27 protein-coding genes and 1 tRNA gene are annotated in these 25,018 nt (G+C 74.1%); 12 read left to right on the plus strand and 16 right to left on the minus strand.

The window, feature by feature from the left end; genetic code table 11:
• Positions 1-22: 22 nt before the first annotated feature.
• On the minus strand, positions 23-604 hold the full coding sequence (locus K353_RS12920) for a hypothetical protein (protein WP_111553734.1): 582 nt from the start codon (positions 602-604) through the stop codon (positions 23-25).
• Between the two features lie 152 nt (positions 605-756).
• Here K353_RS12920 and K353_RS12925 point away from each other — a divergent pair, with 152 nt between their 5' ends.
• Positions 757-2,580: a prolyl oligopeptidase family serine peptidase gene (locus K353_RS12925; RefSeq protein ID WP_111553735.1), complete on the plus strand. Its 1,824-nt coding sequence runs from the start codon at positions 757-759 to the stop codon at positions 2,578-2,580.
• A gap of 31 nt (positions 2,581-2,611) precedes the next feature.
• Complete coding sequence (locus K353_RS12930) at positions 2,612-3,265, plus strand: hypothetical protein (RefSeq protein WP_111553736.1); 654 nt, start codon at positions 2,612-2,614, stop codon at positions 3,263-3,265.
• Positions 3,266-3,287: 22 nt separating this feature from the next.
• Here K353_RS12930 and K353_RS12935 read toward each other — a convergent pair whose 3' ends face one another.
• A complete protein-coding gene (locus tag K353_RS12935) occupies positions 3,288-4,070 on the minus strand; it encodes an SURF1 family protein (protein ID WP_111553737.1) in 783 nt (260 codons plus the stop codon).
• Between the two features lie 511 nt (positions 4,071-4,581).
• On the opposite strand from K353_RS12935, the gene K353_RS12940 reads away from it, so the two are divergent.
• The 3 genes from K353_RS12940 (at position 4,582) to K353_RS12950 (ending at position 6,716) form a co-directional block, all read left to right on the plus strand.
• Positions 4,582-5,157 (plus strand): helix-turn-helix domain-containing protein, encoded by a 576-nt coding sequence (locus K353_RS12940; protein ID WP_111553738.1) that lies wholly within the window; start codon positions 4,582-4,584, stop codon positions 5,155-5,157.
• Positions 5,154-5,693, plus strand: coding sequence for a GNAT family N-acetyltransferase (locus K353_RS12945; RefSeq protein WP_111553739.1), 540 nt, complete (start codon positions 5,154-5,156; stop codon positions 5,691-5,693). Before K353_RS12940 ends, K353_RS12945 begins: the two co-directional genes overlap by 4 nt.
• A gap of 93 nt (positions 5,694-5,786) precedes the next feature.
• Positions 5,787-6,716 carry a GlxA family transcriptional regulator gene (locus K353_RS12950; RefSeq protein ID WP_111553740.1) on the plus strand — a complete coding sequence of 310 codons (930 nt, stop codon included), beginning with the start codon at positions 5,787-5,789 and terminating at the stop codon, positions 6,714-6,716.
• A gap of 37 nt (positions 6,717-6,753) precedes the next feature.
• On the opposite strand, the gene K353_RS12955 is transcribed toward K353_RS12950, so the two are convergent.
• Together K353_RS12955 and K353_RS12960 are read right to left on the minus strand one after the other, a co-directional pair.
• Positions 6,754-7,971 (minus strand): Ig-like domain-containing protein, encoded by a 1,218-nt coding sequence (locus tag K353_RS12955; protein WP_233533543.1) that lies wholly within the window; start codon positions 7,969-7,971, stop codon positions 6,754-6,756.
• Positions 7,972-8,109: 138 nt separating this feature from the next.
• The gene (locus K353_RS12960; protein ID WP_370447599.1) at positions 8,110-8,466 is read right to left on the minus strand and encodes a nuclear transport factor 2 family protein; all 357 of its coding nucleotides are present in this window, start codon (positions 8,464-8,466) and stop codon (positions 8,110-8,112) included.
• A 119-nt stretch (positions 8,467-8,585) separates the two neighbouring features.
• Between K353_RS12960 and K353_RS12965 the strand changes: the two genes are divergently transcribed.
• Complete coding sequence (locus K353_RS12965; protein WP_111553742.1) at positions 8,586-9,479, plus strand: LysR family transcriptional regulator; 894 nt, start codon at positions 8,586-8,588, stop codon at positions 9,477-9,479.
• 46 nt (positions 9,480-9,525) lie between these two features.
• Here the strand turns inward: K353_RS12965 and K353_RS12970 are convergent, their stop codons facing one another.
• From K353_RS12970 to K353_RS13005, 9 genes are all read right to left on the minus strand, one after another.
• Positions 9,526-10,644, minus strand: coding sequence for an aminopeptidase P family protein (locus K353_RS12970; protein WP_111553743.1), 1,119 nt, complete (start codon positions 10,642-10,644; stop codon positions 9,526-9,528).
• A 93-nt stretch (positions 10,645-10,737) separates the two neighbouring features.
• On the minus strand, positions 10,738-12,096 hold the full coding sequence (locus tag K353_RS12975; RefSeq protein ID WP_111553744.1) for a dipeptidase: 1,359 nt from the start codon (positions 12,094-12,096) through the stop codon (positions 10,738-10,740).
• A gap of 10 nt (positions 12,097-12,106) precedes the next feature.
• Positions 12,107-12,529 (minus strand): hypothetical protein, encoded by a 423-nt coding sequence (locus K353_RS12980; protein WP_233533544.1) that lies wholly within the window; start codon positions 12,527-12,529, stop codon positions 12,107-12,109.
• A gap of 100 nt (positions 12,530-12,629) precedes the next feature.
• Entirely contained in the window at positions 12,630-14,105 is a 1,476-nt protein-coding gene (locus K353_RS12985) for an APC family permease (RefSeq protein WP_111553746.1), read from the minus strand.
• Positions 14,106-14,266: 161 nt separating this feature from the next.
• The gene (locus tag K353_RS34310; RefSeq protein WP_158585398.1) at positions 14,267-14,407 is read right to left on the minus strand and encodes a hypothetical protein; all 141 of its coding nucleotides are present in this window, start codon (positions 14,405-14,407) and stop codon (positions 14,267-14,269) included.
• Positions 14,395-15,135 carry a hypothetical protein gene (locus K353_RS12990; RefSeq protein WP_146616455.1) on the minus strand — a complete coding sequence of 247 codons (741 nt, stop codon included), beginning with the start codon at positions 15,133-15,135 and terminating at the stop codon, positions 14,395-14,397. The genes K353_RS34310 and K353_RS12990 overlap by 13 nt, the downstream gene beginning before the upstream one ends.
• A gap of 18 nt (positions 15,136-15,153) precedes the next feature.
• Complete coding sequence (locus K353_RS12995; RefSeq protein WP_111553748.1) at positions 15,154-15,414, minus strand: hypothetical protein; 261 nt, start codon at positions 15,412-15,414, stop codon at positions 15,154-15,156.
• A gap of 128 nt (positions 15,415-15,542) precedes the next feature.
• A tRNA-Pro gene (locus K353_RS13000) sits at positions 15,543-15,616 on the minus strand.
• A gap of 88 nt (positions 15,617-15,704) precedes the next feature.
• Positions 15,705-16,649 (minus strand): metallophosphoesterase, encoded by a 945-nt coding sequence (locus K353_RS13005; protein ID WP_111553749.1) that lies wholly within the window; start codon positions 16,647-16,649, stop codon positions 15,705-15,707.
• A gap of 131 nt (positions 16,650-16,780) precedes the next feature.
• Between K353_RS13005 and K353_RS13010 the strand changes: the two genes are divergently transcribed.
• Complete coding sequence (locus K353_RS13010) at positions 16,781-17,236, plus strand: GatB/YqeY domain-containing protein (protein WP_111553750.1); 456 nt, start codon at positions 16,781-16,783, stop codon at positions 17,234-17,236.
• A gap of 155 nt (positions 17,237-17,391) precedes the next feature.
• On the opposite strand, the gene K353_RS13015 is transcribed toward K353_RS13010, so the two are convergent.
• Positions 17,392-19,692 (minus strand): transglycosylase domain-containing protein, encoded by a 2,301-nt coding sequence (locus tag K353_RS13015; RefSeq protein WP_111553751.1) that lies wholly within the window; start codon positions 19,690-19,692, stop codon positions 17,392-17,394.
• Positions 19,693-20,092: 400 nt separating this feature from the next.
• On the opposite strand from K353_RS13015, the gene K353_RS13020 reads away from it, so the two are divergent.
• Positions 20,093-20,416 (plus strand): WhiB family transcriptional regulator, encoded by a 324-nt coding sequence (locus K353_RS13020; RefSeq protein ID WP_030919726.1) that lies wholly within the window; start codon positions 20,093-20,095, stop codon positions 20,414-20,416.
• Positions 20,417-20,492: 76 nt separating this feature from the next.
• Here the strand turns inward: K353_RS13020 and K353_RS13025 are convergent, their stop codons facing one another.
• Together K353_RS13025 and K353_RS13030 are read right to left on the minus strand one after the other, a co-directional pair.
• On the minus strand, positions 20,493-21,689 hold the full coding sequence (locus K353_RS13025; protein ID WP_111553752.1) for an ArsA family ATPase: 1,197 nt from the start codon (positions 21,687-21,689) through the stop codon (positions 20,493-20,495).
• Between the two features lie 103 nt (positions 21,690-21,792).
• The gene (locus K353_RS13030) at positions 21,793-22,803 is read right to left on the minus strand and encodes an ArsA-related P-loop ATPase (RefSeq protein WP_111553899.1); all 1,011 of its coding nucleotides are present in this window, start codon (positions 22,801-22,803) and stop codon (positions 21,793-21,795) included.
• Between the two features lie 258 nt (positions 22,804-23,061).
• On the opposite strand from K353_RS13030, the gene K353_RS34845 reads away from it, so the two are divergent.
• From K353_RS34845 to K353_RS13045, 4 genes are all read left to right on the plus strand, one after another.
• Positions 23,062-23,217 carry a DUF4177 domain-containing protein gene (locus tag K353_RS34845; protein ID WP_014136749.1) on the plus strand — a complete coding sequence of 52 codons (156 nt, stop codon included), beginning with the start codon at positions 23,062-23,064 and terminating at the stop codon, positions 23,215-23,217.
• Between the two features lie 2 nt (positions 23,218-23,219).
• The gene (locus K353_RS13035) at positions 23,220-23,684 is read left to right on the plus strand and encodes a RidA family protein (protein WP_111553753.1); all 465 of its coding nucleotides are present in this window, start codon (positions 23,220-23,222) and stop codon (positions 23,682-23,684) included.
• Positions 23,685-23,835: 151 nt separating this feature from the next.
• A complete protein-coding gene (locus K353_RS13040) occupies positions 23,836-24,678 on the plus strand; it encodes an NUDIX hydrolase (RefSeq protein WP_111553900.1) in 843 nt (280 codons plus the stop codon).
• A gap of 122 nt (positions 24,679-24,800) precedes the next feature.
• Positions 24,801-24,992 (plus strand): hypothetical protein, encoded by a 192-nt coding sequence (locus tag K353_RS13045; RefSeq protein ID WP_111553754.1) that lies wholly within the window; start codon positions 24,801-24,803, stop codon positions 24,990-24,992.
• Positions 24,993-25,018 lie beyond the last annotated feature (26 nt).

Below are 25,018 nucleotides of genomic sequence, written 5' to 3' on the forward strand. Positions count from 1 at the left end.
CGGCGGCGCCCGCCGCGGCCGGTCAGATCCCGAGGGCGTGCGCGCGGGCCCGGGCCCGCTCCAGCAGGGCGTGCACCTCGGCCTGGCGGCGGCCAGGGCGGTCGTTCCACACGTCGGGGGAGGGCACGGGGCGGCCGGTGGCGTGCAGCACCTCCATCACCTGGGCGCGGGCCCGGCGCACCGTGTACGCGGTGCCGTAGCCGTGCGCCAGGACGGCGGTCTGCGCGCCCAGCAGGCAGACCCGGCCCCGGTCGTCCCAGAGCGCGCCCTGCGTCCAGCCGGCCTCGGCGAGGTAGCGGGAGGTCAGCCGCAGGTGCCCGGCGACGGTGACCTCGGCCGGGCGGGCCGGGCGGCGGGCCAGCAGGTCGAGCAGCGAGCGGCGGGGCAGCGGGTGCCCGTGGTTCCAGGGCTGCCGGACGCTGCCGTGGACGCCGGGCGGGTACGGCGCCGGGGCGGCGGGCCCGGACGGTCCGGACGGTCCGGGCAGCGGCGCGGCGGGCCCGGGCAGCCCGGCCAGGTACCGCTCGATCTCCTCGACCAGGCCCAGCTCCCGCGCGAGTTCGCGCGCGTCGAGCCGGTCGAGCGGGGGCGCGGGGACGGTCACGGGGAGACTCCTCCGGTCGATATGTCCGTGTTTGTCACGGTACCGTTGATAGCCCGTCAGGCCCCGCACCGCACCAGCTCCGTGTCCGAACCGATCCCCTCCGCCGCGCCGATCCGTTCCGATCACCCCCCGGCATCGGGTTGGATGAGGACATGAACGAGCAGACGAACGTCGTTCCGGAGTGGGAGCAGCGGTTCCGGGCGGCGCGGGTCTCCCTGCCCGACTGGGCGGACGAGGCACCCGACCGGGCGCTGTACGTGTCCAACGCGACCGGCACCTACGAGGTGTACGCGTGGGACCGCTCCACCGACGAGCACCGCCGGGTCACCGACCGGCCCAACGGCACCACCGACGCCGAACTCGCCCCCGACGGGCAGTGGATCTGGTGGTTCGACGACACCGACGGCGACGAGTTCGGGGTCTGGCGCCGCCAGCCCTTCGCGGGCGGCCCCGACCAGGAAGCGGTCCCGGGCGTGCCCGCCGCGTACTCGGCGGGCCTGGCGCTCGGCCGCGACGGCACCGTGGTGGTCGGCACCTCCACCGACGACGAGGGCACCACCCTGTACCTGCGCCGCCCGGGCGCCGCCGAGCCCGAGGTGGTCTACCACCACGCCGAGTACGGCGGCGTCGGCGACCTCTCGCACGACAGCACCCTGCTGGCCGTCGACCACACCGAGCACGGCGACGCGATGCACTCGGCGATCCGGGTGCTGCGCCTGGCGGACGGCGCCACCGTCGCCGAGCTCGACGAGGTCACCGGCCGGGCCGAGCCGCGCGGCGTCGCCTGCCTGGGCTTCGCGCCCGCCCCCGGCGACACCCGGCTGCTGGTCGCCCACCAGCGCACCGGCCGCTGGGAGCCGATGCTGTGGGACGTCGCGGCCGGCACCGAGACCGAGCTGCGGCTCCGCGACGAGCGGGGCCGCCCGTTCCCCGGCGACCTCTCCGCGCAGTGGCGGCCGGACGCCCGCTCGCTGCTGATCGAGCACGAGTACGAGGCCCGCTCGGAGCTGTTCTCGTACGACCTGGCGGCCGGCGAGCTGACCAGGCTGGACACCCCGCGCGGCACCGTCGCCGGGGCCACCGCCCGCCCCGACGGCACGGTGGAGTTCCTCTGGTCCTCGGCCGCCGAGCCGTCCGCGGTGCGCTCCACCTCCGGCGCGGTGGTGCTGCGGGCCCCCGGCCCGGTCCCGCCCGGCTCGGTGCCGGTCGAGGACGTCTGGGTGGACGGCCCCGGAGGCCGGGTGCACGCCCTGGTGCAGCGCCCGGCCGGGGACGGCCCGCACTCGACCGTCTTCGAGGTGCACGGCGGCCCGACCCACCACGACAGCGACTCCTTCGCCGCCGGACCCGCCGCCTGGCTCGACCACGGCTTCGCCGTCGTCCGGGTCAACTACCGCGGCTCCACCGGCTACGGGCAGGCCTGGACCGACGCCCTCACCGAGCGGGTCGGCCTGATCGAGCTGGAGGACATCGGCGCGGTCCGCGACTGGGCGGTCGCCTCCGGCCTGGCCGACCCGGACCGGCTGGTGCTCTCCGGCGGCTCCTGGGGCGGCTACCTCACCCTGCTCGGCCTCGGCACCCAGCCCGACCACTGGACGCTCGGCCTGGCCGCCGTCCCGGTCGCCGACTACCTCACCGCGTACGACGACGAGATGGAGGCGCTCAAGTCCCTGGACCGGACGCTGTTCGGCGGCACCCCCGAGGAGGTCCCGGAGCGCTGGCGGGCCTCCTCCCCGCTGACCTACGTCGAGCGGGTCAAGGCCCCGGTCTACCTCTCGGCCGGCCTCAACGACCCGCGCTGCCCGATCCGGCAGATCGACAACTACGTGCGGAGGCTGGAGGAGCTCGGCAAGGTCCACGAGGTGTACCGCTACGATGCCGGGCACGGTTCGCTGGTCGTCGACGAGCGGATCAAGCAGCTCCGGTTGGAGATCGACTTCGTCCGGCGCCACCTGGCGCCCGGCACCGTCCGGTGAGCTGCGGCCCGGTGGACGAGGGGGACAACTGATGGGTGGACGCGCCGCGCTGGCCGTCGTCGCGGTCGGCGCCGTCCTGCTGACCGCGGCCGGCTGCTCGTCGAACAGCGGGAGCCACGACTGCGTCCAGGCCGCGGGAGCCGTCGCCGCCGACACCGGGCTCACGCTCGCGGGCCCGGGCAGCGGTCACGCCGCTGCCCGCGGGCCGCTGCTCGCCGGTGCCGACACCGGCAGCGTCGTGCTTGCCAAGAGCGGTGGCGGCAGCCGCAGTTCCAAGGGCGGCTCCAGCAGCCGCGGCTCGAAGGGCTCCAAGAGCTCCGGCTCCAAGAAGACCACCGGCTCCAGCGGCTCCGGCGTCACCCACTACAGCGGCGGCGGCAGCACGGTGGTGCACCACTACCACCACCGCACCACGGGCTCCACCCGCACCGACGACTACGTCGACGACTGCGGCAACCCGTCGCCCGCGCCGGGCATCGTGGGCGGCGACTTCCGGGACGACTGCGCCACCCCGGTCACCGGCACGCCCTCGCCCGCGCCCACCGGCACCGGGGCGGTCGCCGCGGCCCCGCCGGTGCCGTGCGGCACCCCGGGCGCGAGCGTCCCCGCGACGGGGCTGCCGACCGGGCCGCCGTCGAAGCCCCCGTCCCCGGCCGCGGCGCCGTCGCCGTCGAAGTCCCGCTGACGGGGCGCCGACCGGCGGCGGGTCAGTCCAGGACCGGGTCCAGCCCGAGGGCCCGGTCCTGGGCGGCCTCCGCCTCGCGGCGCACGAGCCGGAACCACATGAACACCACGAACCCGGCGAAGACGAACCACTCCAGGGTGTAGCCCAGGTTCTGGAACGCCCGCAGGCTCAGCCCGTCCCCGCCCTGCGGCTGCACCGTGGGCACCGCCGTCAGCCCGGCCTGGACGTCGTCCGCCGCGACCCAGCCGTCGTACACGGGGTAGGGCAGCACGTTCACCAGGGTGGCCGGGCTGATCGTGCCGAGCTGCCCGGCGGGCAGACCGCCCGCCACCGCGCCGCCGCTGCCGCTGTTCTCCGGGGCCTGCAACCGGCCGGTCACACTGACCTGCCCGCCCGGCGCCGCCGGCACCGCCCCCGGATCGCCCGCCACCCAGCCGCGCACCACCGCCACCGCCCGGCCCCCGTCGGTGACCAGCGGCGTCAGCACGTAGGAGCCCTGCCGGCCGCCCACCGTCCGGTCCGGAACGAGCAGTTGGTGCGCGCCGTCGTACGTGCCGGTGACCCGCACCGCCCGGCCCACCGTGTCGGTGCCGACCTTCGCCGCCCCGTCCGGCAGCACCGCCGCCAGCGGCTCCACGTCCGCCCGCGCGGAGGCGGCCGCCGCCCGGTCGTTCTCCTGATAGGTCGAGACCCGGGACTCGAAGCGGTCCAGCTGCCAGGTGCCCAGCATCAGGCAGACCACGATCGCCGCCACCGCGACGACCGTGCCGACGAGCCACCGCGGGCTGAGCAGGAACCGGTACACCCCACCACGGTAACCACTCCTGACATCTCCCCCGATCGCGGGTCACCACCACCCCTCCGCCACGACACCCCCGGAAGGGGAGCGCCGCCGCCCCGCCGCCGGGCACCCCGCCGCCGGGCACCCCGCCGCCGGGCACCCCGGCGCCGGACGCCCCGGCACCGGACGCCCCGGCACCGGCCCGCGTGCCGCCCTGCACCACGAGCGCGCTGCCCGTTGCCACAGTCTCCGCCGGGACGGCACTTCCAAGGCGTGAGAGCCGCCGCTCTGCCGCCGGACGTCCCGGCCCGGGACCGAGTGTCGGCCTTGCATCACCGCCGCGCGGCCCGCGACCGCCCAGGGCCTCGGCGCGGCCGGGCCCGGCCGCCCGGTGGCCGTGGTCCCCCCGACCCTGCCCGCCTCGGGCGACCGTCCGCCCTGTGCCCAGGCTCCCCGCCCCCACGCCGACCTGCGGCCGGTCCTCGGGCGTACCCCTCCCACCCGTCTCTCTCCAATCCGGGATATCCTCCCTGATGTGAGAAACGAAGACCTCCCGGGCGAGGAGGACCACCGCCTGGCCGCCCGTCTCGCCGCCCTGCGCGCCGACCGGGGCTGGTCGTTGGACGAGCTCGCCCGGCGCAGTGGTGTCAGCCGCTCCACGCTGTCCCGGCTGGAGCGTGCCGAGCTCAGCCCCACGGCCGCCCAGCTCGGTCGGCTCTGCGCCGCGTACGGCCGTACCGTCTCCCGGCTGCTGGCGGAGGTGGAGGCCGAGCCGCCCGGTCTGCTGCGTGCCGCCGACCAGCCGCGCTGGCACGACCCGGCCACCGGGTTCGTCCGGCGTTCCGTCTCGCCGCCGCACCCGGGGCTGCGCGCCGAACTGGTCGAGGGCACCCTCCCGCCGGGCGCGGTCATCTCCTACGACGCCCCGCCCGTCCCCGGCCTGGAGCAGCACCTGTGGGTGCTGGACGGAGAGCTGCACCTGGAGTTGGACGGCACCGTGCACCACCTCGCCGCGGGTGACTGCCTCCGCTACCGCCTGCACGGCACCTCCGGTTTCCACTGCCCCGGCCCCCACCTCGTCCGCTACCTGATCGCCCTGGTGCTGCCATGACCCCGACCCCGCTGCTGCTCACCCCCGAGGCCCTGGACGCCCGCCGCGACGCCCTCGCCGACCTGCTGCTGGACGCGGTGGCCGGCGGCGCCTCGGTCGGCTTCCTGGACCGCACCGCCCGCCACGAGGCCGCCGCCTGGTGGGACGGCCTGCGTCCGTCCGTCGCCGCCGGCACCCGGCTGCTCTGGGTGGTCGAGGACGCCGCCGGGCGGGCCCTGGGCACCGTCTCGCTGATCCGCGAGGAGAAGCCGAACGGCCGCCACCGCGCCGAGATCGCCAAGCTCCTGGTCCACCGCACCGCCCGCGGCGCGGGTCTCGGCCGCCGCCTGCTGGCCCACGCCGAGCGGGCCGCCCGCGACACCGGCACCACCCTGCTCCTGCTCGACACCCAGACCGGCAGCCCCGCCGAACACCTCTACCGCACCGCCGGCTGGACCGCCTTCGGCACCGTCCCCGCCCACGCCGCCACCCCGGACGGCACGCTCGCCGACACCACCTACTACTACAAGCGCCTCGACCGCTCCGCCGACCACTGACCCGCGCCCCGGGCCCCGCGCCCGCCGCCCGATGGCAGAAAAGGTGGGGTACGTGTCCTTGCTGCCACCGCCCCTGCCCGCCAGCATGGGGCCATGCCGACCCGCAGTGTGCTGCTCGTCCTGTTCGACGGGGTGCAGAGCCTCGACGTCAGCGGCCCGCTGGAGGTGTTCCACGGCGGTGGCTACCACGTCACCACCGCCTCGCCGGGCGGCCGTCCGGTGCGCACCAGCAGCGGTCTCACCCTGCTGCCCGACACCGACCTCGACCTGGCCGCCCCCGCGCACACCCTGCTGGTCCCCGGCGGGGCCGGCGCCCGCGGCGAGGTCGCGCCCGGGCTGTCGGCCCGGATCGCCGCCCTCGCCGCCGACGCCCGGCGGGTGGTCTCGGTCTGCACCGGCACCTTCCTGCTCGCCGCGGCCGGCCTGCTGGCGGGCCGCCGGGTCACCACCCACTGGCGGCACTGCGCGACGCTGGCCGCCCGCCACCCCGAGCTGACCGTCGACCCGGAGCCGATCTACGTCCGGGACGGGCGCTTCCTGTCCTCGGCCGGTGTCACCGCGGGCATCGACCTGGCGCTGCACCTGGTCGAGGAGGACCTCGGCCGGGAGGTCGCGCTGGCGGTGGCCCGGGAGCTGGTGGTGTTCCTGCGCCGTCCCGGGGGCCAGGCCCAGTTCTCGGTCCAGTTGTCGGCGCAGCTCTCCGAACGGGACCCGGTGCGCGAGGTGCAGCGCTGGATCACCGAGCACCCGGAGGCGGACCTGTCGGTGGAGTCGCTGGCCCGCCGCGCCTCGCTGTCGCCGCGCCAGTTCGCCCGGGTCTTCACCGCGGACGTCGGCGTCACCCCCGGCCGCTACGTGGCCGACGCCCGGCTGGAGGCGGCCCGCCGCCGCCTGGAGGACACCCGGGACGGCGTCGAGCAGATCGCCCGGGCCTGCGGCTACGGCTCGGCCGAGGCGATGCGCCGGGCCTTCGCCCGCACCCTGGCCACCACCCCGGCCGACTACCGCCGCCGCACCCGCTGACGGCCACCGCCGCCAAGCCGCCGCACCGGGGCCGAGGTCACCACTGCGACCAGGGCAGGGTCCAGCCGCTGAGGCCGTTCGCCGGGTCGAGCGGCTGCTTCTTGACCGAGTTCCGGACGATCACGACATCGCCGATCTTCGAGGCGGCGTAGACCTTGCCGGCGGGGGAGTTCTCGTCGCCCTCCGGGGTGTCGAGGATGCCGATGCAGCCGTGGCTGATGTTCCCGTGGCCGGCCACCCCCTGGGCTTCCGGGTTGCCGTGCAGGTAGGTGCCGGAGGAGGTGAGGCGCATCGCGTGCGGGTCCACCGTGTCGTAGCCGGGGCCCTTGAGGCCGACCTGCCCCTTGGAGGTCATCCTCTCCATCCGGCTCTTGGCCGAGATGACCATGGTGCCGTTCCAGGACGGGTTGTCGTCGGTGCCGGCGACGATCGGGATGGTCTGGTCGGGCTTGCCGTCCTCCTTGACCACCATCCGGTGGGCGGCGGCGTCTACCTCGCTGATCCGGGAGCGGGCGATGGTGAAGTGCTCGTCGCGCTGGGTCGCGCCGTACACGCCGGGTGCCAGTTCCACGCTCTTGGTGCGCAGGTGGACCTGGACGGTGGTGCCGGGCTTCCAGTACTCGGCGGGGCGCAGGTCGAGCCGGGTGTCGTTCTCGAACCAGTGGCCCCTGACCTGGGTGCCGTCGGAGGCCTCGACCACGATGGCCTGCTCGACCGCCGCCTTGTTCTTGACCTTCACGCCGCCGAAGTCGACCGAGATGATCATGCCGACGCCGAAGTCCTGGCCGGTCACCACGTTGTCCTCGACCTTGGTGGTCTTCTTGGGGACGAGGGTGGTGAAGGTGCTGGTGGCGGCGGTGGCCACGCCGTCGGCGTCGGTGGCCTCGGCGTTCACCCGGTAGGTCGAGCCGACCGAGAGCCCGCCGGTGACCGGGGTCCAGGTGAGGCCGTCGGGGGCGAGGGCGCCCTCGACCGGCTTGCCGTCCTGGTCGGTGACGGTGACGCCGGTCAGCTTGCCGGTCGCCACCGAGACCTTGACCGCCCCCGGGGCCACGTCCTTCGCGCCGTCCCCCGGCTCGATCGACAGCACGGCCGCGGACGCCTTCGCCCGCGCCGAACCGCTCTCCCCGCCCCGGCCCGCCCCGCCGGAGTCACCCCCGGCACCGGCGTCCCCGCCTCCGCTCCCGCCGGCACCGCACGCGGCCAGCAGCAGCACCCCGCTCAGCACCGCGCCCATCATCGAAACCCGTCGCACGACGGCCCCCCTCCCACCGGTCCATCCGGCTTTCCGGAAGAGGTACACGCACCGAGGGACGCCCGGGTTTCGGCCGCCGGCCCCGAGAAGTGTCACGATTCCGCACGGCCGCCCGCCGTCAGCCCCCGCCACCCGCCGTCAGCCCTCGCCCTCGCCGTCCGGACGCTGGAACTCCGGCTGGTCCAGCAGCCGCAGCCAACTGCCGTCCGGCTGCTGCCGCACCACCTGGGCGCGGGCCCCGGCGCCGTCCTTGGGCGGGGTGGCGGTCAGCGCGATGCCGTCCGCGGCCAGCGTGGGCAGCGGCGGTTCGGGCGTGAACTGCGGCCGGTGGGCGAGGACCCGCTCCCAGAGCGCCTGGATCGCGGCCCGGCCGACCGTCAACTGCCCGGGCGGGTAAGCCATCACCGCGTCCTCCTCGTACAGCGCGGCCACCCCGGCGGCGTCGCCCGCGTTGGAGCGCTCCACGAACAGCCGGGTCAGGTCCTCGGGCCGCATCGCCTTCTCGTACGCGTTCACCGCTGCCTCCTGGTCGTCGTCCTGCGGTGCCTCCAGCCTTCCGCCGCCCGTGCCAGAAGTCCAACAGCTGGTTCTGCTCAGTACTAGAATCAGTACGCATGGAGCTGAGGCAGCTGGAGTACTTCGTCGCGGTCGCCGAGGAGCGCAACTTCACCCGGGCCGCCGAGCGGGTGCACATCAGCCAGTCCGGGGTGAGCGCTCAGATCCGGCAGCTGGAAAGGGAGTTGGGCGCCGAGCTGTTCGACCGCTCGGCCCGGGTGGTGACGCTCACGGTGGCGGGCAAGGCGGCGCTGGAGCACGCCCGGCAGGCGCTGGCCGCGGCCCGCGCGGTGGGGCAGGCGGTCGGCGAGGTCACCGACCTGGTCCGCGGCAGCCTGTGCCTGGGCATGGTCGCGGGCTGCACCCTCACCCCGCTCTTCGACGGCCTGGCCGCCTTCCACCGGGCCCACCCCGGCGTCGAACTCGCCCTGCTGGAGGGCGACTCCGAGCACCTCACCGAGGCCGTCCGCTCCGGCGCCCTCGACCTCGCCCTGATCGGCCGCCCCGCACCCGCGCCCGACGGCCTGGACGCGCACGTGGTGGTCAGCGAACCCCTGGTCGCCGCCGTCCCGCCCGGCCACCCCCTGCTGGACGGGCACGGGGACGGGGACGGCCCCACCCTCGCCGAGCTGCTCGCCCACCCGCTGGTCTGCATGCCCCGGGGCACCGGCCTGCGCGCCGTCCTGGACCGGGACTGCGCCGCCCGCGGCCTGACCCCCCGGATCGCCCTGGAGGCCGGCGCCGCCACCGCGATCGCCGACCTGGCCGTCCGGGGCCTGGGCGTGGCGGTGCTCAGCCGCTCGATGGCCGCGGCCTTCCCGGCCCTGGTGCCCGTCCCGGTCCGCGGCCTGACCACCCCGGCGCTGCTCGCCCTGGTCAACCGCCCGTCCCCGCCCCCGGCCCTGCGCGCCCTGCTCTCCGCGCTGCGCCGCGCCTTCCACCTCCCGGCGTGACGACGGGCCGCCGGAGGCGCTCCGGCGGCCCGTCCCCTCCCACCCCTCAGTTCACGAAGGCCAGTTCGTGCGGCGTGCCGTTGAACCGCAGCCCGCCGTCCTCGGTGACGGTCACGATGTCCTCGATCCGGACGCCGAACCGCCCTGGCAGGTAGACTCCCGGCTCGATCGAGAAGCACATGCCGGGCACCAGCGGCTGGGTCTCGCCCTCGACCAGGTACGGCGGCTCGTGGGTGGTGAGCCCGATGCCGTGGCCGACCCGGTGGATGAAGTACTCGCCGTACCCGCCGTCGGTGATCACCTTGCGGGCCACCCGGTCGATGTCCTGGCAGGTCACCCCGGGCGCGACGGCGTCGAACGCGGCCTGCTGGGCGCGCCGCACCAGGTCGTGGACGGCGAGCACCTCCGCGGGCGGCTCGGTGCCGACGAAGACGGTGCGGGTGGTGTCGGAGCCGTAGCCGTCCTTCAGCCCGCCGAAGTCCAGCACCACGGTGTCGCCGCGCCGGATCAGCCGGTCCCCGGCCTCGTGGTGCGGGTTCGCCCCGTTCGGCCCGGAGCCGACCACGGTGAAGTCGACCTGGCTGTGCCCGTGCTTGACCAGCAGCGCGGCCAGGTCGGCGGCCACCTGGTTCTCGGTCCGCCCGACGAAGGGCATCCCCAGGATCTCCCCGTACGCCAGGTCCGCCGCTGCCCCGGCCGCGGCCAGCCGCTCCAGCTCGTCGTGGTCCTTCACCGCCCGCAGCATCGGCAGCACGTCGGTCAGCGCCGCGTACGAGCTGCCCGGCAGCGCCCGCTGGAGCCCGAGCAGGTGCATCGCCCAGGCGTTGTCGGAGATCCCGTACCGGCCGCGGCCGTCCAGGTTCGGCGCGAGCGCCGCGTACGGGTCGGAGCCGTCCGTCCAGTCGGCCATCCGGACGGCCTCCGCGCCCGGCGCCGCCTCGGCGTCCGGGCGCTCCAACGTCGGTACCAGCAGCACCGGTTCGGCCCCGGCCGCGACTACCAGGGCGGTCAGCCGCTCGGTCGTCGCGGTGGGCCGGTAGCCGGTCAGGTAGGCCAGGTCGGGGCCGGGGGTGACGACCAGTCCGGCCAGCCCGGCGTCCGCGGCGGCGGTCGCGGCGCGGGCCATCCGGGCCTGGAAGTCGGCGGTGGTGAACGGCTCGGGCATGTGCTCTCCCTCTCGGTCAGCGGCGGGCGGGCGGCGGCGGGCGGTCGGCGGTCGGTGGTGGTCGGTCAGCGGCGGGCGGTCGGCGGCGGGCGGTCAGCGGCGGGCGGCGGCCGCGTAGTGGCGCAGGAACAGCGCCTCCACCCGGGCCATGTGCTCGATCTCGGACGGGTCCACGCTCTCGTTGGGCGCGTGGATCAGGCAGCGCGGCTCCTCCACGCCCATCAGGATGAGCTCCGACTCCGGGTACTGCGCCGCCAGCACGTTGCACAGCGGGATCGACCCGCCCTGCCCGAGGAAGGACAGCGGCTTCCCGTAGACCTCCCGCGCGGCCCGGTCGAGCGCCCCGTACGCCGCGCCGTCGGTGGCGGCCTTGAACGGCGAGCCCTTCGACTCCGGCTCGACCGTGACCCGCGCGCCCCACGGCGCCGCCGCCACCAGGTGCGCGGTCAGCGCGTCCTGCGCGGCGCCCGGGTCCATGCCGGGCGGCACCCGCAGGCTGACCCGGGCCCGGGCGGTGCCGGGGATCGCCGCCGCCGAGCCGACCACCGGCGCGCAGTCGATGCCCAGCACCGTCACCGCCGGGCGGGCCCACAGCCGGTCCGCGACCGTCCCGGAGCCGGTCAGGCCGACGCCCTCCAGCACGCCCGCGTCCGCGCGGAACTGCTGCTCGTCGTAGCCGACGCCCTCCCAGGTCCCGCCGTTCTCCAGGCCGTCGATCCGGGTGCCGCCCTCGGCGTCGCGCAGCGAGTCGAGGATGCGGACCAGCGCGGCCAGCGCGTCCGGGGCGGGGCCGCCGAACATCCCGGAGTGCACGTCCGACGCCAGCGTCCGCACCGTCACCACGACGTTCGCCAGGCCGCGCAGCGAGGTGGTCGCGGTCGGCACCCCGACCGCCGCGTTGCCGGTGTCGCACACCAGCAGCACGTCCGCGTGCAGGTCCTCCGGGTGCTGCGGGACGTACGCCTCCAGGCCGCCGGTGCCCTGCTCCTCCGAGCCCTCCGCGACCAGCTTGATCCCGACCGGCAGGTCGTCGCCGAGCGCCCGCAGCGCGGTGAGGTGCATGACGATGTTGCCCTTGCAGTCCGCGGTGCCGCGCCCGTACCAGCGCCCGTCCCGCTCGGTCAGCTCGAACGGGGGCGTGGTCCAGGCGGAGTCGTCCAGCGGCGGCTGCACGTCGTAGTGGCAGTACAGCAGCACGGTCGGCGCGCCGGGCGGCGGCGGGCGGTGCCCGAGGACGGCGTGGCTGCCGTCCGGGGTCTCCGCCAGCCGGACGTCCCGCAGGCCGGCCTCGGTGAACGCGGCGGCCACCCACTCGGCGGCCTCCCGGCACTTCTCCGGCGGCTGCTGCCGCGGGTCGGCGACCGAGGGGATGGCGACCAGCTCGGCCAGGTCCCGCTTCGCCTGCGGCATCAACGCCGCGATCCGGTCGGCGAGTTCGGTGTCGGTGCTCATCTGCTCCCCCTCAGTTCCGGACCGTGTCATCGGTCTTGATGTCCTTGATCTTCTCCTGGTAGTCGTCCAACCGGTCCGGGCAGTAGACGCTCAGCACCAGCGCCTCCGCCTGCACCGTCCGGGCGGCGACGATGACCGGCCGCTGCCCGGGCCCGGCGGCCCCGTTCGACATCTGCAACCGCTGGAAGCCGGTCTTCAGCGCACTCGCCGGGTCCTGGCACACCGCGCCGCCGTCGGTCCCCAGGGTGCGGGCGACCTGGCCGCGGTCCGGCGTCGGGTAGTCGTTCTCCTGGAGCTTCGTGATCAGCTGGTCGGCCTTCCGGTACGACTCGTTGGTGGCGTGCTGCTGGGTGAACGTCAGCAGCCCGATCACCACCATGGCGACCAGCACCACGACCGCGCCGACGTAGATCCACCTGTGCTCGGAAGCCATCCGGGTGCTCATCCGCCCACCTCGCTCCGCCCGCTCACGCTCCGCCCGCTCCATCCGTCCTGTCCGCTCCGCCCGCTCACGCTCCATCCGCTCCGCCCGCTCACGCCGCCTCCTCCTCGATGGCCGCGGCCGCCGCCGGGTCGCGCCACTCGGGCTTGCTGGCCTTCAGGAAGCCGAACGGGACGATCACGCCCAGCAGCAGCAGACCGCCGCCGACGATCCCGATGTACGCCCAGACACTGCCGCCGCCGAACTGCGAGGACGGCACGAACCCGATCACCATCGCCGCCGCCGAGGCCAGCAGGCCCACTACGCACAGCACCCCCAGCGCCGGGGCGCGGTAGCCGCGCGGGTGGTCCGGCCGGAGCCGGCGCAGCCGCATCGCCGCCAGGAACATCAGCAGGTAGACGATCAGGTACACCTGCGTGGTGATCACCGAGAAGATCCAGTACACGCTGGAGACGTTCGGGATCAGCGCGTACATCAGCGCGATGGCCGTGGTCACCACGCCCTGCGCGACCAGGATGTTCTGCTGCACCCCGTGGCTGTTCAGCTTCTGCAGCGAGGGCGGCAGGTAGCCCTCCTGCCGGGAGATCATCAGCAGGCCCTTCGACGGGCCGGCCAGCCAGGTCAGCATGCCGCCCAGCGAGGCCGCGACCAGGCCGACCGCGACCAGCGGCGTCAGCCAGCCGATGTGGAAGTACTGGAAGAACGCGTCGAACGCCTGCATCACGCCCGCCGTCAGCGACAGCTGGTCGGCCGGCACCACCCAGCTGATCGCCAGCGCGGGCAGGATGAAGATCAGCAGCACCAGGCCGACCGCCAGGAACATCGAGCGCGGGAACTCCTTGCCCGGGTTCCTCAGCGAGGAGACGTGCACCGCGTTCATCTCCATGCCCGAGTAGCTCAGGAAGTTGTTGACGATCAGCACCAGGCTCGCCAGGCCCGTCCAGGCCGGCAGCAGGTGGTCCGCCGACATCGGCGCCGCCGAGCCGTTGCCCTGCCCCAGGAACACGAAGCCCAGCACCACCAGCAGCGCGCCCGGGATCAGCGTCCCGATGATCAGCCCCCAGGACGCCAGGCCCGCCACCGCGTTCGTCCCGCGCGAGGACACCCACACGCCGGTCCAGTACAGCACCATGATCACGATCGCGGTGTACAGCCCGTTGCTGGCCAGGCTCGGGTCCACCACGTACGCGATCGTGCTGGCCACGTACGCCAGCAGGCTCGGGTAGTAGAAGATCGTCATCGCGAACTGGCACCACACCGCCAGGAACCCCAACGGCTTCGACAGCCCCTGGGCCACCCAGTTGTAGACCCCGCCCTCCCAGCCCGACGCCAGCTCCGCCGAGACCAGCGCCGTCGGCAGCAGGAACACGATCGCCGGCACCACGTACAGGAACACGCACGCCAGCCCGTACACCGCCATCGTCGGCGACGACCGCAGGCTCGCCACCGAACTGGTCGTCATCAGCGCCAACGTCACCCAGGTCATCCTGGGCGCCGCCACCGCCTTCACCCGCCGCCCCGCAACCGCCGCCGCCCCCTCCGGACCCGGCACATCCGCCGCGCTCATCCACCGCCTCCTCCCGCCGACCCCGCCCACCGGAGCCCGCCCCCCCACCCTCCGGCCCCCGTCCCCACCCCGCATCCGATAACCCGTCACCACCCCCTCCCCCCTCACCGGAACGGCCCAACGGCCCACCCTGACGGGCCGTCGGAACCGGGAGCGGATCGCTAGAGTTCGCCGGCCGCCCGCAGGATCCGGTTCCACCACTCCAGCCGCCCGACCTCCTTCGAGTCGTGCACCTTCCGCGGCCGGAGCCGCTCGTAGCCGGCGACCAGCCGGTCGGCCTTCCGCCGGGTCAGCAGCGGCACCTCGTGGCGGACGACCCCCTCCCACCTCGCCGCGTGGCCTCCGGCTCCTCCCGGTGCAGCAGCTCGACCGGCAGCTCACGGCCGACCGCCCACACCACCAGGTCGGGAGCGTCGGCCAGCAGGTGCCAGTGCGCCTTCGACCGGACCCGGCTCATCGCCTCCACCTCCTCCAGCACCGCCCGCCGGACCGCGATCGCGGTCCGGACCCCGTCGGCCCGGGTCCGCTCGTCGAACAGCGACCGGAACGCACGGCTCGACTGGTCCCGCCACACCTCGTTCCGGCCCTTCCGGTCCAACGCGAGGAACCCCAGCTCCGGCCCGGCCTCCCGGACGAGCAGCGCCAGCGCGGTGGTGGCCTCCCCCACCGAGTAGGACTCCCGGACCGGCCCGCTCCACACCGCCCCCCGCCGCAGCCGGAAGAGGACGCCCCGGCGGGCGAACTCGTCCGCCAACCCGCGCATCACGGGGTTGCGCACCAACAGGTCCTGCGGCGTCGCCGGGTTCTGGAACAGGTGCGCCCGGTCGTGCGCGGCCCGGGCCCGCTCCCGCGCCCCGCCGGTGACGATCCGCACGTCCACCACCGCCCGGGCCAGGTGCTCGGGCGACAGGTCCGGCGCGTGCCGCTCGGCCACCCCGAGGGTCTGGTTCCCGTCGATGCACTCGACCCCGAACAACTGGACGTGCCACACGCTCCGGTCCCGGTCCAGGCAGAAGGAACGCTCGTCCACACCGAGCACCACCCGCCCTCAGACCCCGAACGACTCCGGATCCTCCCGCAGCACCCTCCCGCGCTCCTCGTTCTCCGCACCCGCCACCAGCCCCCGCCGCGCCCCCGTCACCACCGACGCGAGCCCCGCCAACTGGTCCGCCGTCACCCGGACGTCCCACTGCTCGGCCCCCACCTGCCACAGGCACGGCGTCCTCAGCCACGGCCCGTCGTACATCAGCGGAACGCTCGTCGGCTCCTGCGAATCCGGAAACGCCTGCGCCATCGCGTACACGTTCATGCCCACCACAACGCCCCGGAGCCCCCCGGGTGACGCCCCGCACCCACCCCGCAGGCCCACCCCACCCGCACAACGAGGAAGGGCCCTGCCGGATCTCTCCGGCAGGGCCCTTGCCTGCTACTACGAAGTCGGGGTAGCGGGATTTGAACCCACGGCCTCTTCGTCCCGAACGAAGCGCGCTACCAAGCTGCGCTATACCCCGGTCCTGCGGTGTTGCCTTCCGTGTCCGGCGCAACGAGTAGAACTCTACAGGAGGTGGGGCCAGAGACGAAATCCGGTTTCGGGGCTGGTCAGCGGGGGGCGGGGGTGAGGGTGAGGAGGGTGGCTTCGGGGGGGCAGGCGAAGCGGAGGGGGGTGTAGCGGTTGGTGCCGCAGCCGGCGGAGACGTGGAGGTAGGAGCGGTGGTGGGGGGTGGTGTGGGTGGAGAGGCCCTTGACGCGGTCGGTGTCGAGGTCGCAGTTGGTGACCAGGGCGCCGTAGAAGGGGATGCAGAGCTGGCCGCCGTGGGTGTGGCCGGCCAGGATCAGGGGGTAGCCGTCGGCGGTGAAGGCGTCGAGGGAGCGGAGGTAGGGGGCGTGGACGGCGGCGAGGGAGAGGTCGGCGTCGGGGGAGGGGCCGCCGGCGACGGCGGCGTAGCGGTCGTGGCGGATGTGCGGGTCGTCGAGGCCGGTGAACTCGATGTCGAGGCCGGCGACGGTGAGGCGGCCGCGGGCGTTGTTGAGGTTGAGCCAGCCGGCCTGGTCGAAGCCGTCGCGGAGCTTCTGCCAGGGGTTGTGGACGGCGCCGCTGATGCCGCGGCGGCCGCTGCCGTCGGGGTTGTTGAGGCCGTGGACGCCGCTGCGGAGGGCCTTGAGGTAGCGAGTGGGGCTCTTGGGGGTGGGGCCGTAGTAGTCGTTGGAGCCGAAGACGTAGACGCCGGGGAAGTCCATCAGCGGGCTGAGGGCGTCCAGGGCGGCGGGGACCGCGAGCGGGTCGGAGAGGTTGTCCCCGGTGTTGACGACCAGGTCGGGGCGGAGGCCGGCCAGGCTCTTCAGCCAGCGCTGCTTCTTGGCCTGGCCGTTGACCATGTGGATGTCGGAGACCTGGAGGATCCGGACCGGCCGGGCACCGGCGGGCAGGATCGGGACCTCGACGCGGCGCAGCCGGAACGAGCGGACCTCGTACCCGGCGGCGTAGACGAGACAGGCGGCGCCGGTGGCGGCGACACCGAGCGGGACGGAGTACAGCGGTCGCATCGGTCCATGGTCGCAGACGGACCGAACGGGCCGACGGGCACCCGGGGGTGGAGCGGTCCGACGGGGCGTCAGGGGCGGGGCGGACGGTAAAGGAGCGGCGGCGGGGCGGGGCAGGTGCCAGAATCGACGGCATGACGACGCTCAAGGAGCAGCTGCAGGAGGACCTCACGGCTGCGATCAAGGCACGGGACGAGCTGCGCTCGTCCACCCTCCGGCTGACGCTGTCCGCGGTCACCGGCGCGGAGGTGGCGGGCAAGCAGAAGAAGGAGCTGTCCGACGCCGAGGTGCTGCAGGTGATCGGCAAGGAGGCGAAGAAGCGTCGGGAGGCCGCGGAGGCGTTCCAGGGCGCCGGCCGGGCCGAGCAGGCGGAGCGGGAGCGGGCCGAGGGCGAGGTGCTGGACGCGTACCTGCCGAAGCAGCTGACGGACGAGGAGCTGGCGGCCGTGGTGGCCGCCGCGGTGGCGGAGTCCGGGGCGAGCGGCCCGCAGGGCATGGGCGCCGTGATGAAGCTGGTGCGCCCGCAGGTGGAGGGCAAGGCGGACGGCGGCCGGGTGGCCGCCGCCGTGAAGGCCGCCCTGGCCGGCTGAGCGCCGGGGAGTGGCCTGGGGGAGCGGCCTGAAGAGGAGCCCGAGGAGCTGAAGGGCTGACGGGAGCCGCGAACGCCGAACCGCCCGCGAGGAGGATTCCTCGCGGGCGGTTCGCGCGTTCCGATGACAGGCAGTGCGTTCCGGGGCCGCCGCGGCTAGTGGCGGCCGGGCTTGCCGGTGTTCCCCCCGATGACGCCCGGCGGGAGGCTGATGCCGCCGTTGGTGGCGCCGCCGGTGGGCCAGCCGGGGAGGTTGGTGTTCCCCGGGTTCCCGGTGTTCCCCGGGTTCCCGGTGTTGCCGGGGTTCCCGGTGTTGGGGGTGGTGTTGCTGGTCTGGGTGGCGTTGTCGCCGGAGGGGGCGGAGGGGGTGTCGCCGGGGGGCGACGACGGCTGGCTGGGCTGCGGGATGTCGACCTTCTGGAAGCTGGTCACCGGGCTGCCGTCCAGGGCGTCGTTCATGGCCATCTGCCAGATCGGGCCGGGGCCGTCGGAGCCGTAGACCGCGCTGAAGGAGTGGCCGCCGATGCGCATGTTGCGCATCGAGACGTTGCCGCCGACGCCGCCGAGCCAGACCGAGGTGGCCAGGTTCGGGGTGTAGCCGGTGAACCAGGCCGCGTAGCGGTTGTCGGTGGTGCCGGTCTTGCCGGCGATCTGGCGGCCGTCGTCGAGGCCGAGGGCGGAGCCGGTGCCCTTCTCGGTCACGCCGAGCAGCAGGGTGTTGATGCCGTCCGCGGTGGTCTGGGACATCGCCTGGGTGCAGTTGGCGCCGGGGACGCCGAGCTGCTTGCCCTCGCCGTTGGTCACCGAGGTGATCGCGACCGGGGAGCAGTAGAGGCCCCGGGCGGCGAACGCGGCGTAGGCGGTGGCCATCTGCAGCGGGCTGACCTCCTGGGTGCCGAGCGTCATCGAGGCGACCTGCTGGATCTTGCTGCCGTTGGCCAGGGTGCCGAGGCCGAGCTTGTCGGTCATCTGCTTCACCGGGCACAGGCCGACCTGCTGTTCGAGCTGGATGAAGTAGGTGTTGACCGACTTCTGCATGGCGATCTGCAGGCTGTACGGGCCGTGCTCGCTGGTGGACTCGTTGGTCAGCGTCTGCGGGTCGTGGGTGGTGCCCTCGCAGGTGGTCATCCTGGGGTACTCCATGCTGTAGGGCGAGGGGTACTCCTGGCTGATCGGGACACCGGACTCCAGCGCGGCCGCGGCCACGATCGGCTTGAAGGTCGAGCCGGGGGAGAAGCCGTTGCCGCCGCCCATGGACGCGCCGACGTTGAGGTTCAGCACGGTCTGGTTCTTCGAGGTGTCCAGGCCGTACGGGCGGGTCTGGGCCATGGCGAGGATCTTGCCGGTGCCGGGTTCGATCATGGTGCCGGCCGAGGACACCGGGTCGGTCACGTAGACCTTCTTGGTGACCGCGTTGTACATGGCCTTCTGCTTGTCCGGGTCGATGGTGGTGTTGATCTTCAACCCGCCCTGCGACCACAGCTTCTGGCGGTCCGCCGTGGTGGCGCCGAACGCCGGGTCCTGCTTGACCACGTGGCGCACGTAGTCGCAGAAGAAGCCCATGCCCTGGTCGGCGGTGATGCAGCCGTTCTGCGGCTCGGAGTACTTGATGCCGAGCGGCGCGTCCAGGGCGGCCTTGGCCTGCTCCGGGGTGATGTGCTTGTACTCCAGCAGCTTGTTGATCACCGTGTTGCGGCGGGTCTGCGCGGCCTGCGGGTGGGCGATCGGGTCGTACGCCGTGGGGTTCTGCACCAGGCCGGCCAGCATCGCGGCCTCGGGGACGGTGAGGTCCTTGGCGCTCTTGCTGAAGTACCGGTTGGCGGCGGCCTCGACGCCGTACGCCTGGTGGCCGTAGAACGTGATGTTCAGGTAGTTGGTGAGGATCTGGTCCTTGCTCAGGTCCTCTTCCAGCTTGATGGCGTACTTGAGCTCCTGGATCTTGCGGCCCAGGCTCTTCTTGGTGGCTTCGAGGAAGGCCGCCTGGTCGTCGCCGGCCTGCTCGACGAAGACGTTCTTCACGTACTGCTGGGTGAGCGTGGAGGCGCCCTGCGCGGTGGTGCCGGACTCGGCGTTCTTGGTGATCGCGCGGAGCACGCCCTTGAGGTCGACGGCGCCGTGCTCGTAGAACCGGGCGTCCTCGATGTCGACCTGGGCCTGGCGCATCACCGGGGCCATCTGGTCGGCGGTGAGGATGGTGCGGTCGCGGTCGTACACCTTGGCGATCAGGCCGCCCTTGGCGTCGTAGATCATCGACGCCTGGGAGAGGGTGGGCTGCTTGAAGTCGTCCGGGATGTTGTCGAACGAGTCGGCGGTGTCCTTGGCGGTCAGGCCGAACGCTCCGACGGCGGGCAGCGCCATGCCGGCGACCAGGACGCCGGCCAGGATCGAGCCGCCGAGGAACTTGACGCCGTTGCCTGCCTTGTCCGTCAGGGAGCCGGTGGATCGCGTGGGTGCCATGGAGAGAACCCTACGTGCCGGAATCCCGTACAGGGGGGCAGGTGTTCGCCTACGCTTGTCACAGAACTGCGACAGCTTCGCTCTGTCCATCGTCATCACTCTTGTGAGTGATGAGCTTTGTCCGATTCGCGGCGTTCTGTCCGTGATCCGGACGGATGCGTGGCGGGTCGCTGTCGCACACCGTGACGAAAACGCCCCTTCCGGCCCCGGCAAGCCCCCCGACCTGCAATCACTCCAACGAGTGAGCTGCTGGACACCCATAGTCCGATCGGGTCATTCGAGATTGGGCATACAGGGGCTGTTGCGCTGTGCCGTTCTTCCGTAACGTCCTCAACTGGCAACGGTGAATATGCCGTTGCCGCCGTGGGGGAGCCCCGAATCGGGAGAGGACGGCGCCGGGATGGGCTGGGTGGACGACTGGAGCGCGCAGGCGGCGTGCCGCACGAGCGATCCGGATGAACTGTTCGTGCAGGGGGCGGCGCAGAACCGCGCCAAGGCGGTGTGCAGCGGGTGTCCCGTGCGCACCGAGTGCCTCGCGGACGCGCTCGACAACCGGGTCGAGTTCGGCGTCTGGGGCGGGATGACGGAACGCGAGCGGCGGGCGCTGCTGCGCCGGCGGCCGACCGTGGACTCCTGGCGCCGGCTGCTGGAGACCGCGCGCACCGAGTACGAGGAGTCGTTGGCGACCGGGGTGGTCCTGCGGGACTACGCCCAGGCGGTCTGACGCTCCGTCAGGAGGCCGTGGCGGGCGGGTCGTCGACCCGCCCGGCGGGCTCGAAGGTCCGGGCGGCGGGCCGGGCTCACCCGGTGGGCTCGTGCGGTTCGGTGGGTTCGACGGGTGCTTCGGCGGGTTCTTCGGTGGGGGTGCCGAGCAGCTCGCCGACGGCCCGCAGGCCGTCCAGGTCGTGGACGTCGCCGGGGAGGGCGGCCACCTCGACGATCGGCACGTCCGGGTAGACCGAGGCGAAGCGGTTGCGGGTGCGCCGCTCCCTCGTCATGACCTGCATCCGTTCGGCGTGCAGCCGCAGCAGCCCGGCGGCCAGCGTCTCGGCCGCCACGGTGGCGTGCGGCGTGCCGTTCTCCTCCAGCGCCTCGGCGGCGGCCAGCGCGCGTTCGGCGGTGAGCTGCGGGGCGCCGGTGGAGTGCACCCGGTTGAGCACCAGGCCGGCCAGCGGCATCTCGTCGGCGGCCAGCCGGTCGACGAAGTAGGCGGCCTCGCGCAGCGCGTCCCGTTCCGGGGCGGCGACCACCAGGAACGCGGTGCCCTCGGCCTTGAGCAGCTGGTAGGTGCGGTCGGCGCGCTCCCGGAAGCCGCCGAACATCGAGTCCGTCGCGGAGACGAAGGTCTGGATGTCGGTGAGCAGCTGGGCGCCGAAGATCTTGCCGAGGGTGCCGCTGATCAGCCCCACGCCGACGTTGAGGAACTTCATCGCGGAGCGGCCGCCGACCTTGGCGGGGGCGGTCAGCAGCCGGATCACCCGGCCGTCCAGGAAGGAGCCGAGCCGGCTCGGGGCGTCCAGGAAGTCCAGCGCGGAGCGCGACGGCGGGGTGTCGACGACGATCAGGTCCCAGCGGTCCTCGGCCCGGAGCTGGCCGAGCTTCTCCATCGCCATGTACTCCTGGGTGCCCGCGAAACCGGCCGACAGCGACTGGTAGAACGGGTTCTCCATGATCGCCCTGGCGCGTTCGGGCTCCGCGTGGGCCAGCACGACCTCGTCGAAGGTCCGCTTCATGTCCAGCATCATGGCCTGGAGCTCGCCCTCGCCGCGGGTGCCCTTGACCACCCGCGGGGTGTTGTCCAGCTCGCTCAGGCCCATCGACTGGGCCAGCCGGCGGGCCGGGTCGATGGTCAGCACCACGACGCGCCGCCCGCGCTCGGCGGCGCGCAGGCCGATCGCCGCGGCGGTGGTGGTCTTGCCGACGCCACCGGAGCCGCAGCAGACCACGATCCGGGTCTCCGGGTCGTCGATCAGGGTGTCGATGTCCAGCCCGGTCATGCCGCTCCCTGCTTCGCGCCGATCGTCGTGCCCGTGCCGTCCGCCGTGCTCGTGCCGTTCCCCGCGTCAGTGCCCGTGCCCGTGCCCGCGCCGTCCGCCGCCCTCACGCCGCTCCCTGCCGCTTCAGCTCGCCCGCCAGCCGGTACAGCCCGGCCAGGTCCATGCCCTCGCCGATCAGCGGCAACTCGTAGGTGGGGAGCCGCAGTTGCTGGAGGTCGGCGCGCTGGGCGCGTTCCAGTTCGACCCGCTCAGCGTGCTCCCTGGCCTGCTCCAGCAGCGGGTCGAGCAGCGGCTCGACGTGCGCCCGGACGGTCTCCGGCTTGCGCGAGCGCCCGCCCAGGCCGACCTCGCCGAGGGCCAGCGCCACCTCCTCGCGGTGGTCGCCGTCGGCCGCCGCCACCGCCGCCGCGTCCAGTATCGGCGGGCGCACCATGTTGACCAGCACGCCGCCGACCGGCAGGCCGGACTCGCGCAGGTCGGCGATCCCGTCGACGGTCTCCTGCACCGGCATCTCCTCCAGCAGGGTGGTGAAGTGCACCGCCGTCTCGGCGGAGCGCAGCACCCGCATCACCGCCTGCGCCTGGGAGTGGATCGGCCCTATCCGGGCCAGGCCCGCCACCTCGGAGTTGACGTTCAGGAAGCGGGTCAGCCGGCCGGTCGGCGGGGCGTCCATCACCACCGCGTCGTAGCGGCGGCGGCCGTCCGGGCCCTTGCGGCGGGCCGCCTCGCACGCCTTGCCGGTGAGCAGCACGTCGCGCACGCCCGGGGCGACGGTGGTGGCGAAGTCCACGAAGCCGACCTTCTGCAGGGCCTTCCCGGCCCGGCCCAGCTTGTAGAACATGTCCAGGTACTCCAGCAGCGCCTGCTCGGTGTCGATCGCCAGCGCGTGCACCTCGCCGTGGCCCTTGCCGGGCAGGCCGAGCTGGGCGGGCGTCACGGTGGCCACCCGGCGCTCCTCGTACGGCAGCGCGGCGATCTGGAACAGCTCGGCGATGCCCTGCCGGCCCTCCACCTCGATCAGCAGGGTGCGGCGCCCGTCGGCGGCCAGGGCCAGGGCCAGCGCGGCGGCCACCGTGGTCTTGCCGGTGCCGCCCTTGCCGCTGACCACGTGCAGCCTGACGCCCTCCCAGTCCGGCTCGCGCGGCGCTGCCTGCTCGGTCGGCCCCGCCGTACCGCTGGTGCCCGCCACGCCCGCTCTCCGTCCGCCGCTGTCCGTCGCTGTCCGTCGCTCTCGGTCGGGGCCCCGGGGCACCCCTCACCGCGAGGGTAACCAGCGAGCGGTCCCGATGCCGGGAGCATCCCGGGCACCCCGGCGAATCATGCCCCCTTTGTGTCCCACCTCACACCGGTCCGGGCGGCTAGAGTCACCCCCATGACCAAGTGGGAATACGTCACCGTGCCGCTGCTCGTGCACGCCACCAAGCAGATCCTCGACACCTGGGGCCAGGACGGCTGGGAGCTCGTCCAGGTCGTCCCCGGGCCGAACCCGGAGCAGCTGGTCGCGTACCTCAAGCGCGAGAAGGAGTAGCCATGGGCCAGGTCGAGCAGAGGCTCGCCGAGCTCGGGCTGACGCTGCCCGAGGTCGCCGCCCCGGTCGCCGCGTACGTCCCGGCGGTGCGCGACGGCGTGCACGTGCTGACCTCCGGGCAGCTGCCGTTCGTCGCGGGGAAGCTCCCGCTGACCGGCAAGGTCGGCGCCGAGGTCACCGCGGAGGACGCCAGGGAGCTGGCGCAGGTCTGCGCGCTGAACGCGCTGGCCGCGGTCAAGTCGGTGGTCGGTGACCTGGACCGGGTCGAGCAGGTGGTCAAGGTGGTCGGCTTCGTGGCCTCCGCCCCCGACTTCACCGGGCAGCCCGGCGTGGTCAACGGCACCAGCGAGCTGCTGGGCAAGGTCTTCGGCGAGCGCGGCGTGCACGCCCGCAGCGCCGTCGGCGTGGCGGTGCTGCCGCTGGACGCGCCGGTCGAGGTCGAGCTGACGGTCCGGGTCCGGGACTGATCCGGGCGCTGGCCGGGGCCCGTCACCGCTTCCGCGGTGGCGGGCCCTCCGCGTGCCGGGCGGCGGGCCGGGGGGCGCCGGGATGAAGGGCGCCTGGCGGCGGGCGGCGGGTTGTTCCGGGGCGGGGCGGCGGCGGTTAACATCCGTGAACATGCTGGAGATGCCGCCGTCCTGGCCCGCCCGAATCCGCGCCCTGGCCGCCGGGGAGCTCGCCCCCGTCCCGGCCCGGGCCGCCGCCACCGTGGTGCTGCTGCGCGAGGGCCCGGCCGGGCCGGAGGCGTACCTGCTGCGGCGGCGGGCCACCATGGCCTTCGCCGGCGGGATGTACGCCTACCCGGGCGGCGGGGTCGACCCGCGCGACCGGGAGGTGCGCCCGCCGTGGGCCGGGCCGTCCGTCGAGCGGTGGGCCGAGCGGCTCGGGGTGGACGGGCCGACCGCCTGCGCGGTGCTGTGCGCGGCCGTCCGGGAGACCTTCGAGGAGGCCGGGGTGCTGCTGGCCGGGCCGGACGGGCGGACGCTGGTCGAGCCCCGGGACTGGGCGGCCGAGCGGGCCGCACTGGAGCGGCACGAGGTCTCGCTGGCCGAGTTCCTGGCCGCGCACCGGCTGGTGCTGCGCAGCGACCTGCTGGCGCCCTGGGCGCGCTGGGTGACCCCGGAGTTCGAGGAGCGCCGCTTCGACGCCTGGTTCTTCGTCGCCGCGCTGCCGCCCGGGCAGGCCGCCGCGGACACCGTCGGCGAGGCCGACCGGGTCGCCTGGCTGACCCCCGCCGAGGCGGTGGCCGGGTTCGAGGCGGGCGAGTTCGGCATGCTGCCGCCGACCGTCACGGTGCTGCGCGAGCTGCTGTCGCTGCGCACCGCGGCCGAGGCGACGGCGGTGGCGGCGGGGCGCCGGGTGGAGCGGGTGCTGGGCCGGGCGGAGGTGGTCGGGGACCGCATGACGGTGCGCTGGGACGGGTATGACGAGCTGACTATCGACGGCGTGTTCCCGGCGTGAGAACCTTCCCCCGGAGCGATCACCGGCCCCGCCGGGAGAGCCGCTCCCGGGCCGTCCGCGCGTCGGCCCGTACCGTCGACCAGCAACCGCACCGACTGCTCCGACCTCGGAAGGAGACTCCGATGGCCCACAACGACGTGGCTCGCCGGACCTCGGCCACCCCCGTCCGCACCGTCACCCCCCGGGCCGCCGCCTGCGACGGCAGCGCACCCGCGGAGACCGCCCGCCTGCTGACCCGCGACCTGCCCGGACGGGCCCTGCACCGCCCGCTCCCGTCGCGCCGGCTCGGCCTCGTCGAAAGGGACGCCGCATGAGCGCACCCCACCGGGCGGCCCCGGGC

Source organism: Kitasatospora sp. SolWspMP-SS2h (genome assembly GCF_003259315.1).
GTDB lineage: Bacteria > Actinomycetota > Actinomycetes > Streptomycetales > Streptomycetaceae > Kitasatospora > Kitasatospora fiedleri.

Bases quoted from the DNA above. Each gene is read 5' to 3' on its own strand.
- K353_RS13025 (WP_111553752.1), bottom strand. From the start codon at position 21,689: ATGACCGGGCTGGACATCGACACCCTGATCGACGACCCGGAGACCCGG.
- K353_RS13040 (WP_111553900.1), top strand. From the start codon at position 23,836: ATGCTGGAGATGCCGCCGTCCTGGCCCGCCCGAATCCGCGCCCTGGCC.
- K353_RS13020 (WP_030919726.1), top strand. From the start codon at position 20,093: ATGGGCTGGGTGGACGACTGGAGCGCGCAGGCGGCGTGCCGCACGAGC.
- K353_RS12960 (WP_370447599.1), bottom strand. From the start codon at position 8,466: ATGCGGCCCGAGGACCTGACCCGGCTGTTCGTGGAGCGCTCCAACGCG.
- K353_RS12975 (WP_111553744.1), bottom strand. From the start codon at position 12,096: ATGAGCACCGACACCGAACTCGCCGACCGGATCGCGGCGTTGATGCCG.
- K353_RS13045 (WP_111553754.1), top strand. From the start codon at position 24,801: ATGGCCCACAACGACGTGGCTCGCCGGACCTCGGCCACCCCCGTCCGC.
- K353_RS13005 (WP_111553749.1), bottom strand. From the start codon at position 16,649: ATGCGACCGCTGTACTCCGTCCCGCTCGGTGTCGCCGCCACCGGCGCC.
- K353_RS12945 (WP_111553739.1), top strand. From the start codon at position 5,154: ATGACCCCGACCCCGCTGCTGCTCACCCCCGAGGCCCTGGACGCCCGC.
- K353_RS12985 (WP_111553746.1), bottom strand. From the start codon at position 14,105: ATGAGCGCGGCGGATGTGCCGGGTCCGGAGGGGGCGGCGGCGGTTGCG.
- K353_RS12970 (WP_111553743.1), bottom strand. From the start codon at position 10,644: ATGCCCGAGCCGTTCACCACCGCCGACTTCCAGGCCCGGATGGCCCGC.
- K353_RS13035 (WP_111553753.1), top strand. From the start codon at position 23,220: ATGGGCCAGGTCGAGCAGAGGCTCGCCGAGCTCGGGCTGACGCTGCCC.
- K353_RS12930 (WP_111553736.1), top strand. From the start codon at position 2,612: ATGGGTGGACGCGCCGCGCTGGCCGTCGTCGCGGTCGGCGCCGTCCTG.
- K353_RS34845 (WP_014136749.1), top strand. From the start codon at position 23,062: ATGACCAAGTGGGAATACGTCACCGTGCCGCTGCTCGTGCACGCCACC.
- K353_RS13010 (WP_111553750.1), top strand. From the start codon at position 16,781: ATGACGACGCTCAAGGAGCAGCTGCAGGAGGACCTCACGGCTGCGATC.
- K353_RS12980 (WP_233533544.1), bottom strand. From the start codon at position 12,529: ATGGCTTCCGAGCACAGGTGGATCTACGTCGGCGCGGTCGTGGTGCTG.
- K353_RS12965 (WP_111553742.1), top strand. From the start codon at position 8,586: ATGGAGCTGAGGCAGCTGGAGTACTTCGTCGCGGTCGCCGAGGAGCGC.
- K353_RS13015 (WP_111553751.1), bottom strand. From the start codon at position 19,692: ATGGCACCCACGCGATCCACCGGCTCCCTGACGGACAAGGCAGGCAAC.
- K353_RS12995 (WP_111553748.1), bottom strand. From the start codon at position 15,414: ATGAACGTGTACGCGATGGCGCAGGCGTTTCCGGATTCGCAGGAGCCG.
- K353_RS12950 (WP_111553740.1), top strand. From the start codon at position 5,787: ATGCCGACCCGCAGTGTGCTGCTCGTCCTGTTCGACGGGGTGCAGAGC.
- K353_RS12925 (WP_111553735.1), top strand. From the start codon at position 757: ATGAACGAGCAGACGAACGTCGTTCCGGAGTGGGAGCAGCGGTTCCGG.